General features: G+C 67.7%; 14 protein-coding genes and 2 pseudogenes. 8 read left to right on the top strand and 8 right to left on the bottom strand.

Annotated features, from left to right (window positions below):
- The first annotated feature begins 48 nt into the window (after positions 1-48).
- Entirely contained in the window at positions 49-966 is a 918-nt protein-coding gene (locus tag ACIBX3_RS44100) for an alpha/beta hydrolase (protein WP_397126590.1), read from the top strand.
- Between the two features lie 398 nt (positions 967-1,364).
- Positions 1,365-2,198, top strand: coding sequence for an alpha/beta hydrolase (locus ACIBX3_RS44105; protein WP_397126591.1), 834 nt, complete (start codon positions 1,365-1,367; stop codon positions 2,196-2,198).
- A gap of 56 nt (positions 2,199-2,254) precedes the next feature.
- Here ACIBX3_RS44105 and ACIBX3_RS44110 read toward each other — a convergent pair whose 3' ends face one another.
- The 6 genes from ACIBX3_RS44110 to ACIBX3_RS44135 all read right to left on the bottom strand — a co-directional run bounded on the left by ACIBX3_RS44110 (position 2,255) and on the right by ACIBX3_RS44135 (position 6,600).
- Positions 2,255-2,479 carry a hypothetical protein gene (locus ACIBX3_RS44110; protein ID WP_397126592.1) on the bottom strand — a complete coding sequence of 75 codons (225 nt, stop codon included), beginning with the start codon at positions 2,477-2,479 and terminating at the stop codon, positions 2,255-2,257.
- On the bottom strand, positions 2,476-2,880 hold the full coding sequence (locus ACIBX3_RS44115; RefSeq protein ID WP_397126593.1) for a hypothetical protein: 405 nt from the start codon (positions 2,878-2,880) through the stop codon (positions 2,476-2,478). The genes ACIBX3_RS44110 and ACIBX3_RS44115 overlap by 4 nt, the downstream gene beginning before the upstream one ends.
- Before the next feature lie 70 nt (positions 2,881-2,950).
- A complete protein-coding gene (locus ACIBX3_RS44120; RefSeq protein WP_397126594.1) occupies positions 2,951-3,202 on the bottom strand; it encodes a transposase family protein in 252 nt (83 codons plus the stop codon).
- A gap of 328 nt (positions 3,203-3,530) precedes the next feature.
- Positions 3,531-4,505: an enoyl-CoA hydratase/isomerase family protein gene (locus ACIBX3_RS44125; RefSeq protein ID WP_397126595.1), complete on the bottom strand. Its 975-nt coding sequence runs from the start codon at positions 4,503-4,505 to the stop codon at positions 3,531-3,533.
- Between the two features lie 130 nt (positions 4,506-4,635).
- Positions 4,636-5,640, bottom strand: a complete 1,005-nt coding sequence (locus tag ACIBX3_RS44130) for an NADP-dependent oxidoreductase (protein WP_397126596.1) — start codon at positions 5,638-5,640, stop codon at positions 4,636-4,638.
- A gap of 255 nt (positions 5,641-5,895) precedes the next feature.
- Positions 5,896-6,600: an SDR family oxidoreductase gene (locus ACIBX3_RS44135; RefSeq protein WP_397126597.1), complete on the bottom strand. Its 705-nt coding sequence runs from the start codon at positions 6,598-6,600 to the stop codon at positions 5,896-5,898.
- A 289-nt stretch (positions 6,601-6,889) separates the two neighbouring features.
- On the opposite strand from ACIBX3_RS44135, the gene ACIBX3_RS44140 reads away from it, so the two are divergent.
- The 3 genes from ACIBX3_RS44140 to ACIBX3_RS44150 all read left to right on the top strand — a co-directional run bounded on the left by ACIBX3_RS44140 (position 6,890) and on the right by ACIBX3_RS44150 (position 9,727).
- Positions 6,890-7,498, top strand: coding sequence for a TetR/AcrR family transcriptional regulator (locus ACIBX3_RS44140; protein ID WP_397126598.1), 609 nt, complete (start codon positions 6,890-6,892; stop codon positions 7,496-7,498).
- 171 nt (positions 7,499-7,669) lie between these two features.
- Entirely contained in the window at positions 7,670-8,500 is an 831-nt protein-coding gene (locus ACIBX3_RS44145; protein ID WP_397126599.1) for an enoyl-CoA hydratase/isomerase family protein, read from the top strand.
- A 366-nt stretch (positions 8,501-8,866) separates the two neighbouring features.
- Complete coding sequence (locus tag ACIBX3_RS44150) at positions 8,867-9,727, top strand: alpha/beta fold hydrolase (protein WP_397126600.1); 861 nt, start codon at positions 8,867-8,869, stop codon at positions 9,725-9,727.
- Positions 9,728-9,792: 65 nt separating this feature from the next.
- Here ACIBX3_RS44150 and ACIBX3_RS44155 read toward each other — a convergent pair whose 3' ends face one another.
- Entirely contained in the window at positions 9,793-10,365 is a 573-nt protein-coding gene (locus tag ACIBX3_RS44155; protein WP_397126601.1) for a TetR/AcrR family transcriptional regulator, read from the bottom strand.
- Positions 10,366-10,443: 78 nt separating this feature from the next.
- On the bottom strand, positions 10,444-11,403 hold the full coding sequence (locus tag ACIBX3_RS44160) for a GlxA family transcriptional regulator (protein ID WP_397126602.1): 960 nt from the start codon (positions 11,401-11,403) through the stop codon (positions 10,444-10,446).
- Between the two features lie 87 nt (positions 11,404-11,490).
- On the opposite strand from ACIBX3_RS44160, the pseudogene ACIBX3_RS44165 reads away from it, so the two are divergent.
- From ACIBX3_RS44165 to ACIBX3_RS44175, 3 genes and pseudogenes are all read left to right on the top strand, one after another.
- Positions 11,491-12,432: pseudogene (locus tag ACIBX3_RS44165) on the top strand (NADP-dependent oxidoreductase); the annotation flags it as partial.
- A gap of 27 nt (positions 12,433-12,459) precedes the next feature.
- Positions 12,460-13,218 (top strand): annotated as a pseudogene (locus ACIBX3_RS44170) (nuclear transport factor 2 family protein); the annotation flags it as partial.
- 103 nt (positions 13,219-13,321) lie between these two features.
- A complete protein-coding gene (locus ACIBX3_RS44175) occupies positions 13,322-13,537 on the top strand; it encodes a hypothetical protein (protein ID WP_397126603.1) in 216 nt (71 codons plus the stop codon).
- Positions 13,538-13,611 lie beyond the last annotated feature (74 nt).

The raw sequence follows: 13,611 nt of genomic DNA on the forward strand, positions 1-13,611 counted from the left end.
ACCGGTCCTGGCGGGCCGGTATGTCAAATGGCCCCATGGAGGTACCAAATGTCTGAGCATGCTGCTGTTGCACTGAGCCCGGAAGCGATCCAATTCGCGGAATGGCTGGCCACAGGGGCGAATCCCCCTTCCGAGTTGGATGCGGCGCGCATCCAGGCGGAGCAAGTCCATCTCGCGGCCCGGGAGCCGGAAGGCGTCACCTATCGGGAGGTGGACGCGGGTGGCGTTCTGGGAATCTGGTGCGAACCCGTCGACGCCAACACCGACTACGTCCTCCTGCACACTCACGCCGGGGGCTCCGTTCTGGCGTCAGCACACGTCGACCGAAAGCTCGCCGGCCATATCGCCAAGGCCGCCGGGGCCCCCGTACTGGTCCTGGACTTCCGGCGCGCACCGGAACACAAGTACCCGGCTCAGGTGGACGACGCGGAGGCGGCCTTCATCTGGCTGCTGTCCGAAGGGTATGCGCCGGGAAACATCATCACGATCGGCCACTCGATCGGCGGGTTCATCGCCGTCGCCCTGGCGCTTCGCCTCCGCGACAAGAAGCAGCCCCTGCCGGGCGCCATCGTGTCGATATCCCCCTGGTGCGACCTCGAGATCGCCAACGAGACCATCGCGACCAACGCCGGGACGGACAAGATCCTCAGCAAGGATCTGCTGGAGTTCTTCCGGGAGTCCTGGATCGGCGGCACGGGCATCGAGTTCACGGACACCAGGATCAACCTGAACCGGGCGGACCTGAGCGGTCTGCCCCCGACCCTCGTCTCCTGGGGAACGTACGAGGTCCTCGCCGGCGAGGACGAGGAGTTCGCCGCCCGCGTCAAGGACGCCGGAATCGACACGGCGACCGTTGTGGTCCCGGGAGGCCAGCACTCGTACGTCTACGGTGCCGGCCGGGTCCCGGAGACCGACGCCGCCATCGCACAGATCGGCGCGTGGGTCCGCGAGAAGACCAAGATCTGACCGAGCGGTACAGGCTCGGCAGTCGCAAGATCCGCGCGCCTGCCGGATCGGGACGGGGGAACGGACGCGAACATGGCCTGCGGTGGCGCGCAGGTCCGCGACGCCCGGGCGCCCGTCGAGAAGTGGGCAATGGGTGATGCCGACGTCTCACTGCCCGATCTGATCTGCGAGAGTCTCACGCAGCTGCGCGCCGGCCTTCCCATCGTCGGTGTCGCACCGGCTTCACAACCGTCCCCACTCCCGACGCCGACCACCCGCCGGGTGGCCAGACGATTCCATACACCCTCGATGAGGGAAAGAACGAGGACCCGATGAGTGCCTTCCACCCCGATCTCAAACGAGGTCGCTTTATCCCCAATGTGTCCTACGGACGTCTGTCGACGCGCATCGTGCGGAGCGTGAAGTGGCGCTCGACCGATCCAGGGCCGGACGTCACGGTTCAGGAGATCGTCGTGCCCGGGCCCGAGGGCGCACCGCCCGTCTCGGTTCGCGTCTTCCAGCCGACCGGCCTGAAGGCAGCGGCTCCGGCGCTGCTCTGGATACACGGAGGCGGACTGATCTTCGGCGCACCCGAGCAGGACGACCGTACGAACATCGCCTTCGCCCGCGAGCTCGGCATCACCGTCGCCGCGGTTCGTTATCGACTGGGGCCGGACCATCCCGCGCCCGCCGCGGTCGAGGACGCCTACGCCGCGCTGCGTGGACTGGCCGAGCGCGCGGGCGACCTGCACATCGACATCGATCGCATCGCGATCGGCGGCGCCAGCGCGGGCGGCGGAATCGCCGCGGCCCTCGCGCTGCTCGCCCATGACCGGGCCGAGATCCGCCCAGTGTTCCAACTGCTCCTCTACCCCATGCTGGACGACCGCACGACGACGAGAACCGACCTGGACACCCTCAAGGTGCGCGTCTGGACGCCCAAGAGCAACCGATACGGCTGGTCGTCCTACCTCGGCGACGCCGTCGCGGGCCCGGACGTCTCCCCGTACGCGGCCGCAGCCCGCCGCGAGGATCTCACCGGTCTTCCTCCGGCCTGGATCGGCGTCGGCACCCTCGATCTCTTCCACGACGAAGACGTCGAGTACGCGCGCCGGCTGAGTGACAGCGGCGTCCCCTGCGACCTCGACGTCATCCCCGGCGCTTTCCACGGCTTCGATCTGGTATTTCCTAAGGCCGAGGTCTCGCGGGAGTTCTGGCGCCGGCAGGCACGAGCGCTGAAGGGCGCACTGTGAGGCCGACCGAAAGTGAAGGCAGATGGACATGCAGATCGCGGCGAAGGGCTCCGTCCTCACGGCGGCGGCAACGGGATCGGGCGGGAAGGGGTGCTCGGACTCATCTCCCGCGGCGAGCGCGTAGCTGCCGTCGGCCTCAGTGAGAGCGGGCCGACCGAAACGGCCCAGGTGCAGCACCGGGACACCAGCCGCTTCCACGACCCGGTCACCAGCTTGGTGTCGATGTCGGCCTCGGTGACCTTCTTCCTGCGGCCGTCCACCAGCCGCGGCATCTGCTTCATCGCCGCGGGCATCCGGGCGGGCCTCGGCGTTCGCGCCGAACTCGACCACCGTCGGCGTTCGGCGGCGGCACCATCTCGGTCACCGCGGCGACCACCTCCCGCGACTCCCGGCGCGACACGATCGAGTCGATCGCCTCCCACACCTCATCGCCGGCCGCACCCGCCCCATCGACGAGTTCACCCATCAGATCCTGCTCGAATGGCTCGATTACCGGCGCACCCGCTGGCCGGACACAGCCAATCCCCACCTGTTGATCAATCAGCTGAGTACGCTGGGCACCGATCCGGTCTCCAAGATCTACTTCGCCAAGAAGCTCCGCGGTCAGGCTGCGACGCTCGAACGCCTGCGCGTTGATCGGCAGCTTGAAGAAGCCCTCACGTACGGCCCGGACCCGCTCCACCTCGCCGCAGTGTTCGGCCTCGACCCCAAGACCGCCACGGGTCCACCCGAGCGCCGAACACCTTCAACGTCTACTGCGAACACCCGGCGATCGACTGCCCGATCGCGTACACCGACACGCTCCCGGCCGGCATCGCCGCCAGGGCCAACCCGAGCACCGTCGGTAGCCCGTGCCGGATACGCCGCGCGTCCCGAGGATCAGGTACCTCCGACAGGGCCCTGAGCAGGCTTTCCTGCCCGTTACGACCGAGCAGGACAGGTCGTGTCCGGCTGTCCGGCTGGCTTTGGACAGCGTTGATCAGCAATGATGCAGGCGCGGGCACGGTACTTCACAAGGTGAGCTGAAGGCGTCGAGAACCTCAAGATCACCGAAGCCGTGCCCGCCCCGTCAAATCCACTCTCGACATCAATACAGAGTCCCTGTCGCGCACTCACCGACTTTGCCGTACCCCCGCCTAAACAACTCGCCCACGCTCACCAGCGACGACGCCATCCCGCTCACGCCGAAAGTCGCGCAACAAATCCCGCTGTTGGCCGGCCTGGCCGACGGAACAGCGACGACCAGCAGACCTGCGGACCTGGATCGCCGCCCAAGACCTGCGGCTGATCTGCCGGGCCCGCGACCGAGACGACGCCGAGCATGGGCTCGATCTACTCGCTTGAACTACCTCCGATACGACCGGCGTTGAGCGCCCGTGCGTACGTCTCCCGATCCAGCAGAGGGAGCTCGCCAGTGGCGTCCGTGGTGGCGATGTATTCAAGCATCCGCCGCTGAGCTTCCTTCGATTGATCCCTGACCAGGAACTCGGCGTGCTCGAACTGCAAGTCCTGTTCGAGCGACAGGGAGCTGCCGAAGTAGATGGATCGCTTGATGGCTCCGAGAGATTTCTTCGAGCGTAGGCTCAGATACTCTGCGCGCTCGATCGACCGTGCGAGGACCTTTTCCTGTGGCACCACTTCGTCGACCGCACCGAGCGAGAGAGCCTCTGCAGGCGTGAACGGCCTGCCTTCGAGAACGGCGACCAACGTCTGCTGAGTACCGATCAGACGAGGCAGTCGCTGAGAGCCGCCGCCACCCGGTGTCAGTGCGAGCAGGACTTCTGTCAGGCCGATGACATGCTCCCCGTCTGCCATGATGCGCAGATCACAGGCAAATGCCAGTTCCGCGCCGACGGCAAGCGCCGAACCGTTGAGTGCCGCAACGAAGATGGTGCCGCTTGCATTCATCTTCAGGAAGGTGGCATGGAAGCTGTCGAGCTGCAGAAGTGTCTTGAGCCGGGTCATCCCCGCGAGCGTTCTGACAACCGGCACTCTGTTGATGAGTCTCGCCGTGCGCGCTACGAGCTTGGCGATACGCGTGTTGATCGGCGGGAATCCGGTGCCACCCTCTTGTAGCCAGCGCACATCAGAATGACTCAAGAAGCGGTCAGGATGCGTACCGGTGAAGACGACCGCGCGGATGTCCGGATCGCGGTCTGCACGACCGACCAACTCTTTCAGCTGCTTGGCGATCTCGGGATCGAACAACGCATGCGGGCCTCCGTCGATACGAGCGACGAGCACCCCGGCGTGGCCCTCGACGGCAATGTGTCCTGCGGGTTGCGAGCTACTTCGTGACGTGTCCATGTGGTCCTCCGGTGAGTCGGCTGTGGTCGACGATTTCGGGCGCTCGCGCGGGTCGCGCTCCCGCGTGAAACGGCGACGCATTCTGTACGCGGGGGCGCGCCGGCCCGGCGGCCCGGGGCGGCGGGTGCGGTCATTTCATGCGGACGACGACCTTGCCGGCCTTGGTGCGTCCTTGCTCGAGGTGGGCCAGGGCCTCGCGGGTCTGGTCGAAGTCGAAGACGGAGTCCACGACCGGCCGGATGATCCCGGCGTCGATGAGGGCGGCGAGTTCGCGGAGCTGGTCGCCGCTGGCCTTCATGAACAGGTACGAGTACGTCACCTGGCGTCGCCTGACACGCCGGCGGATGCGGAAACTCAACGCCGCTATCGCCAGCCGGATGACGGGATTGGCGCCGATCTCCCGGGCGAAGGCGGGGTCGGGTGGCCCGGTGATGCTGATGACGGTCCCGCCCGGCTTGAGCACCCGCAGAGACTTGTCGAGCGTCTCGCCGCCGACGGTGTCGAGAACCACGTCGTAGTCGTGCAGGATCGTCTCGAATGCCTGTTTCTGGTAGTCGATGACGACGTCCGCGCCGAGGCTCTTCACCAGATCGGTCTTCGTCGCGCTCGCGGTCGTGGCCACGCTCGCTCCGAGATGTTTCGCCAGTTGGATGGCGATGGTGCCGACGCCGCCGGCACCGGCGTGGATGAGGACCTTCTGGCCGGGGCGCAGGTCGGCCCGCTCGACCAGGGCCTGCCAGGCGGTCAATCCAACCAGGGGGATGGATGCGGCCTCCGCCATGGTGAGCGTGGCCGGTTTGGTCGCCACGTCGTCCTGGTGGATCGCAATGAATTCCGCGAACGTGCCCATCTGGTTCTGGTCCGGGTGTGCGTAGACCTCGTCGCCGACGGCGAAGCGTGTGACGCGGGCACCGACGGCGACGACCGTGCCGGCGAGGTCGTTGCCGAGGACGAACGGCGCCCGCAACGGCAGGATCGCCTTGAGGTCGCCGTCACGGATCTTGAGGTCGACCGGGTTGACGCTCGCCGCGTGAATCCGGACGAGGACGTCATGAGCGCCCGCCTTCGGATCCGGTACATCGCTGGCGCGCACGGTGTCGGCGTCGCCGTAGCGCTCGACCACAAATGCCTTCATCGTTGTCTCCGTCTCTGGTGTGCGCTGCTCACAGCAGTACAAAGATCGCTCGGTCAGCGCGGCGTAGTCGCAAGACTCGTCTCAGGCTGAACACTCGCCCGGGCTTTCCGGGAAGCGGACCGGTGACGTGCTCGGTGCTTACGGGGTTCGCCCGCAGCTGCCAGCCGGTGCCGCGACCAGCGCAGGCCGCTTGCACCGGCAGAACAGATGGCGCGGGTTCGCCGCCGGTCGGACCTGCTCCGGCTGCCCTGACTGCTAGCCCAGGAGCGAGGCGAGCCGGGTTTCGATCGGCTGGTGCAGGCCGGCACGGACCGCGCGGGTGAAGTCGTCGGCCAGGATCTCCACATCGCCCTTCTCGACACCGTCGAGGATCTGCCGGACCACGTCCGCGGGCTTCGACTTGGCGGCGTCGATGCTGGCGGCCATGTCGGTGTCGACGTACCCGACGTGGACTCCGACGACCTGCACGCCTTGGGGCCCGAACTCCAGGCGCATGGAGTCGGTCGCGCTCCACACGGCCGCCTTGGATACCCCGTAGGTGCCGCCCGTGGGGAGCCAGGAGGCCACCGAGGCCATGTTGATCACGATGCCGGAACGCTGCACCAGTCGGTCGGCGAAGGCCGAGGTCACCGCGAGCGTGCCGAACAGGTTCGTCTCCAGTTCGCCGCGCAGGGTGGAGGTGTCGGCGTCGAGGACCGAAACGCCGCGGGCGATGCCGGCGTTGTTCACCACGACGCTCACGTCCTGTGCGGTCTCGGCGGCGCGGGCCACCGAGCCGGCGTCGGTGACGTCGAGCTGCAGCGGGACTATGCGGGGGTCGTCGGTGACGATCGTCTGCGGGTCGCGGGCGGCGGCATAGACCTTCGCGACGCCGCGGTCGAGGAGCTGACGGACGAACTCCCGGCCCATGCCGCGGTTGGCACCGGTGACGAGAACGGTCTGGTCGGCGAGCTGAGTCATGTCATTCTCCAGGAGTCAGTGCGCTCGGTCGGGCGCTGAGTGACGAATACGCCGCCGTACGGGGTTGTTTCGCAGACACGCGGGGGAGCCCATCTGCTGGATCGCTTGGAGCGACCTCGGGTACGCGGCCGACGGCGCGGATGAACAAGCAATCTGATTACGGTCATACGACCATAGGGTGGGAGAGCAGTCGGGGGCAAGCCGTTAGGTGAAATTAAATTATGGTCGTACTCTCAATATTGTCGGGGCGGCGGACGAAGCGGCCTGCCTGCGGGTGAAGGGGAGTGTGGTGCGGTACGGGAGAGAGCACAAGCAGGTGACGCGGCGGCGGATCATCGAGGCGGCCGGGCGCCGCTTCAAGACCGACGGCATCGACGGCTCGGGGATCGCCGCACTGATGGCCGACGCGGGATTGACGAACGGTGCGTTCTACGCCCACTTCGACTCCAAGGACGACCTGGTCGTCGCCGCGGTCGCCGACCAACTCCGCGAACAGCGCGAGGGCCTGAGCGCGGCGGCACCCGGACCGGCCGGAGCCGAGCAGTTCCTGCGGGAGTACCTCTCGATCCGGCATCGCGACAGCCCCGAGGACGGCTGTCCGTCCGCCGCCCTGCTCGACGAGATCGCCCGCAGCGCGGATGCCGTCAGGCGCGCGTACACCGACGGCGTGCTGGCCGTCATCGACGACGTCGCCGCCCGGGTGGCACCCGACGACCCGCAGTCGGCGCGCGTGCGATCGCTCACCATCTACGCCCTGATGGTCGGGACGCTGCAACTCTCCCGCGCACTGGTCGACCAGCAGCTTGCCGACGTCGTCCTCGAGCAGGGCATCCAGAGCGCTCTCGCGCTGCTCGACGCTGAAGGCCGGGCGACAGGGCGGGCCTCGCCGCCGACGTGAGCCGCCCTTGAAATTACGAGAATAATTTCATGACCGAGGGGTCTTGCCTCCCGACTCATTCTCAAACTATGGTAGTATGATCGTAATCTTATGTTGCTTCGACGGCACCGGCGAGCAGGCCGCCTACCCGCCGATCTCCGTCGAAACGACGACCACGAAATGAGCCATCCCATGAGCCAGTCCAGCACGATCCGCCTCGAGCGCACGACCCCGCAGACCGCCAGGATCACGTTCGCGAATCCGCCGATGAACCTGGTGATTCCCGAGACCGTGGTGACGTTGCACGAGATCGTCCGCGGACTCGACGACGACCCCGACATCCAGGTCGTCGTCTTCGCCAGCGAGGTCCCCGACTTCTTCTTCAACCACTTCGACGGCGCTGAGGCCGGCAACCTGCCCGTGCCCGAGCACGAGGACGACGCGCCGGTCTGGACCGACCTGGTCCTGCGGTTGAGCAAGGCCGCGTACGTCAGCATCGCGGCCATCCGGGGCCGTACCCGCGGCGCCGGCAACGAGCTGGCCCTTGCCTGTGACCTGCGGTACGCCAGCCGGGAGAAGGCGTTCTTCGGCCAGCCCGAGGTCGGGATCGGCATCGTGCCCGGCGGTGGTGGTGCCGAGCGGCTCCCGCGGTCCATCGGCCGCGACCGGGCGCTCGAGGCGATTCTCGGCAGTGCCGACTACGACGCCGACCTGGCCGAGCGTTGGGGATGGGTCACCCGGGCCCTGCCGGACGCGGAACTCGACGCCTTTGTCGACGCGATGGTCGCACGGCTGGCTTCCTTTGACCGGCAGGCGTTGGCGACCGCCAAGGCGATGGTCGGCCGGGCCACCCTGCCGCCGGATGCCGACCTGATCGCCTCCTACGGCGCGTTCGTGGACTCTCTGACCGGCCCGGGACTCCTGCCCCGGGTGATGGCGCTCGGCGCACTGGCCGCCGACAAGGGCCTGGATGTCGAATACCAGCTGGGTGAATACCTCGGCCAGATCAACCAGAGCCTCTGATCGCCTTGTCTGCGCGGCGGCGAGAGGCAAGAAGGCCGGCTCTGCGGCGCGCGCGGCACTGAACCGAATGCGGGGTACGCCATGCGCGCCCGGCGTACCCCGCGCGGAAGGCGAACGCGTCATGTATGGCCGGCTGCTCGCAGGGTTCAAACCATTCGAGGCCGACGTCGACGGCGCTCGCATCGCCGGTCGCCACCGCCGCCCTGGCCCGTTCCTCCAGCGGTCGTCTCCCGGGCCAAGGCGGGCCCGCCCCATCACTTGTCCTGAGGATTCGGGTTTGCCGGTGAGCTTGTGGAATCTTTAAATTATGGTCATACTTTGATTGCCGCGGAGCCGCCGGAGCCTCACCCAAAGGGAAGAACAGTCATGAGCCACCGCCAAGAAAACAACGCGATCACGTCGTACAAGTACGCGCCCACCCGCACCATATCCGCCGGTGGCGTGGAGTTCGCCTACCGGGAGCTCGGCCCGAAGACCGGCGTCCCGCTGGTCCTGGTGACCCATCTGGCCGCGGTCCTCGACAACTGGGATCCCCGGGTGGTCGACGGCCTCGCCGCGAAACATCGGGTCATCGCGTTCGACAACCGGGGCGTGGGCGCCTCCACCGGCGCGACGCCGAAGACCATTCGGGCGATGGCGAAGGACGCCGTGACGTTCATTCGGGCGCTGGGTCTGAACCAGGTCGACCTGCTGGGCTTCTCCATGGGCGGCATGATCGCCCAGGTGATCGTTCAGGACGAACCTCAGCTCGTGCGCAAGCTGATCCTCGCGGGCACCGGGCCGGCCGGCGGTGAGGGCATCAAGAACGTCACCAAGCTCTCGCATCTCGACACCGTCCGAGGGCTGCTCACGCTGCAGGATCCGAAGCAGTTCCTGTTCTTCACCCGGACCCCGAACGGCCGTCAGGCGGGTAAGCAGTTTCTGGCGCGCCTGAAGGAACGTACCGACAACCGGGACAAGGCGATCTCGTTCAAGTCCTACTTCGCGCAGTTGTCCGCCATCCACAGCTGGGGACTGGAGCGGCCACATGACCTCTCTGCCATCCGCCAGCCCGTGCTCGTCGCCAACGGCGAGAGCGACCGGATGGTGCCGACACAGAACTCGCGCGACATGGCCCGCCGCCTGCCGGACAGCGACCTGGTGATCTACCCCGACGCCGGGCACGGCGGCATCTTCCAGTTTCACGGCCAGTTCGTCGAGCAGTCCCTCGCCTTCCTCCAGCGGTAGCACCGCAAGGGGCACTGCCCCCTCGCGGTCGAGGGGGCAGTGCCGTGGACGGCCTCGGCTGCGGCTCAGCGAAGGAACACGAGGGCGTTCTGGATGCCGTGTTCGAGGACCTCATCGGCGAACTTCGGGTCGGACACGGCGCGGGACAACTGCAGCGTCCCGATCGCCATCGTGTACAGCGCGAGTGCCTTCCCGTACGCGGACTGCGGATCCGCGGGAGCCAGGCGAACGGCTATCTCGTCCAGGATGACCCGGGCACCGTCGGTGTAAGCGTCCTTGGCTCCGGTCGGGCAGCGCCCGATCTCGTCGAGCAGGGCGGCGGCGGGACATCCGGCGCCGGGGTTGTCCCGATGTTGAGGCGACAGGTATTCGCGCAGAAATTCCTCCAGGCCCGACCGGCCGGGCGGCAGCTCACTGAAACTCTGCGCCTGGGAACCCAACTGGTCGGCGATGACGTTGGCGACGAGGTCGTCCTTGGATGAGAAATGGGCGTAGAACGCACCGTTGGTCAACCCCGCGTCCGCCATCAACGTGGCCACACCGGAGCCGTCGATGCCGTCGGTCTTGAACCGACGGCCGGCCGTGTCGAGGATCCGCTGCCGCGTGGCCTGTTTGTGCTCCTTGTCGTAACGCGCCACCGGAACTCCTCCATCTACTCGGCACGCTCAATGCATGGTATGACGTACATAATTTCACAGTCGTGGGGTGACGTTCGGTCAGTGGTTTTGGGCCGGCACGCCTCGGAAGGTGCGTCGGTAGGCGAGTGGCGAGACGCCGATGGCGGCGTGCAGGTGTTCGCGCAGCGAGGTGCCGCCGGCGAAGCCGACCTGGCCGGCGATCTCGTCGACCGCGAGGTCGGTGGATTCCAGCAGGTGCCGGGCCCGGTCGACGCGTTGCTGGATGAGCCAGCGTCCTGGGCTCATGCCGACTTCCTCGTTGAAGCGGCGGGCGAAGGTGCGCAGGCTCATGTTTGACTGCTCGGCAAGGTCGCTCAGGGTCAGCGGCTTGTGCAGGTTCTGCAGCGCCCATTGGCGGATGGCGGACGTGTCGTTCGCCACGGTGTCGGGGACCGGGCGCTCGATGTACTGCGCTTGGCCCCCGTCGCGCCACGGGGGGACGACGCACATGCGGGCCACATGGTTGGCGATCTCGCTGCCGTGGTCCTTGCGGACCAGGTGCAGGCAGACGTCGATGCCGGAGGCGGCGCCGGCCGAGGTCAGCACGTCGCCCTCGTCGACGAACAGCACGTTCGGGTCCAGTTCCACCTGCGGATACCACTGACGGAAGGCCTCCGTGGCGGCCCAGTGCGTGGTGGCCCGCCGTCCGTCGAGCAGCCCCGCCGCGGCCAGCACAAAGGCACCGGTGCAGATCGACACGATCCGGGTGCCGGGGGACACGAACGCGAGGGCTTGCGCCACGTCGACCGGCGTTTGACGGCTGAAGTCAGTGGTGCCGAAGGGCGGGATGATGACGGTGTCGGCGGTACGCAAAACCTCCGGGCCGTGGTCGACGGTGATCGAGAAGTCCGCGTTGGTACGGACCGGGCGGCCGTCGGCGGTGCAGGTCAGGACTTCGTAGCGGCCGTCGGCGGTGCCGAAGACCCGCCCGGGGATGCCCAGGTCGAAGGGGTACACGTCGTTCGGGGCGAGAACGACGACGCGGTGCACCTGTGCCATGGCAGGATCCCGTCGAAAGTTGGCGACCATGCCATTGTAGCGGGCCGTGACGGCGGACAGGCTGGACCCATGACGAACACCGAGACCATGCGAGCCATCAGCCAGGACACTTACGGAACCCCCGACGTGCTGCAGGAGACCCTGCTACCCAAACCGGCGCCAGGGGTGAGTGAAATCCTTGTAGCCGTCCACGCGGCCGGGGTCAACCCGACCGACTGGTGGAACCGGGCCCAGTCCATGACCGTCGCCCAGATGCCGCTGGTGCTCGGCTGGGACGTCTCCGGCGTCGTCGAGGCCGTCGGCATGGGCGTCACCCTGTTCAAGCCCGGCGACGAAGTCTTCGGGATGCTGCCCTATCCGGGCGGGGTGGGTGCGCACGCCGAGTACGTGACCGCACCGGCCCGCGTCTTCACGCACAAGCCCGCCGGTATCGACCACGTCCAGGCCGGTGCGCTGCCGCTGGCCGCGCTCACCGCCTACCAGGCGCTGGTCGACACCGCCGGCGTCCGGGCCGGGCAGCGGGTCCTGATTCATGCGGCGGCCGGCGGCGTGGGTCACCTCGCTGTGCAGATCGCCAAGTCCCGCGGCGCGTACGTGATCGGCACCGCCAGCGCCGCCAAGCACGACTTCCTGCGGTCGGTGGGCGCCGACGAGGTGATCGACTACCACAGCGTCGATTTCGCCGAGGTGCTCAGCGACATCGACGTGGTCCTCGACCCGATCTCGCTCGACTCCGCCGCCCGGGCCCGCTCCGTGGCCGTGCTGCGCCCGGGTGGCACCCTCGTCTCGATCCTTCCGGTACCCATCGACCCCGCCGAACTGGCGGCGATCGCCGAGCGGGGTATCCGCTACGAGTCGCTGCTGGTCGAGGCCGACCACGGAGGTATGCGGGCCATCGCCGCCCTCGTCGAGGCCGGGGCGCTGCGTGCGCACATCGAGGCCACGTTCCCGCTCGCCGAGGCGGCGAAGGCGCACGCGCTCGGCGAGACCGGCCGCACCACCGGCAAGATCGTGCTGACCGTACGAGACGGCGGCCAGGCGCAACTGGCCCAGCAACTCCTGCAGGACCTGTTCACCCGCGGCGACACGGCCATTGTCGACCGGCTCCTGCGGCCGGACTACATCCAGCACAACCCCCTGGCCCCCGATGGCCCCGACGCCCTCAAATACTTCGTCGCCACGACGCGGCAGCAGTTCCCGCAGGCCGCCTTCGAGCTTCTGCGGGTCATCTCCGACGGCGACCTGGTGCTGCTGCACTCCCGCAACGTCCTCGTGCCGGGCAGCCCGGGCATGGCCGTGTTCGACCTCTTCCGCTTCCAGGACGGGAGGATCGCCGAGCACTGGGACGTCCTGCAGGAAGTGCCCGCCACCACCGCCAGCGGCAATGACATGTTCGCCACGCTCAGCGAGCCGCGGAGCGAGGCGCCGGGGCAGCGGTGGTTCACCGCGTACCACAAGAAGCTGGTCACCGCCTTCGTCGACGAGTTGCTGGTCCGCAAGGACCTGGCCGCCGTCGACACCTATGTTGACACCGAGTACCACGAGCACAACCCGAACATCCCCGACGGCGCGGCCGGTCTGAAGGCCGGGCTGGGCTTCTACTTCGAGCAGTTCCCGCAGCTGAGCGTGACACCGAAACGGGTCATCGCGCAGGGTGATCTGGTCGCCGTGCACAGCCACTACATCGACACACCCGGCGACCGCGGCCGGGCGGTCATCGACCTCTTCCGGGTACGCGACGGAAAGATCGTCGAGCACTGGAACGCCGAACAGGCCGTACCCGAGACCGCCGCCAACGACAACACGATGTTCTGACACCGGCCGGGGCCGCCGCGAATCGCGTACGGCCCTCACCCGGGCGCCCACGAGTCCGCTTCGCGGCGGTTCCTGGGCGGACTGATTCCAGCGCTCTGCGCGGGTGCCGGTGCGGTCGCCGACGGGTGCCCGCGACAAGATCGACTGGCTGCCGGTACGCGCCCCGCACCCGGAGACCGGCGCGTTCCTCGTCCTGTCCAGGCCCGCCGTTGAGCTGATGACCAGCCACCGCCTGACGCCCGAGCAGACGACCGCCGGAAGCATTCCCGGTCACCCCAGCGACGATCTTGCGCTGGCACCGCCACCTGGTAGCGCGTAAATGGACGTTCACCGACAGGAGACGCCCAGGTCGGCCCCGCAGCCACCGGCCGGTCAAGGCACTCATCAGATCTT

The sequence above is a fragment of the Nonomuraea sp. NPDC049480 genome (genome assembly GCF_044465905.1).
Lineage (GTDB): Bacteria > Actinomycetota > Actinomycetes > Streptosporangiales > Streptosporangiaceae > Nonomuraea.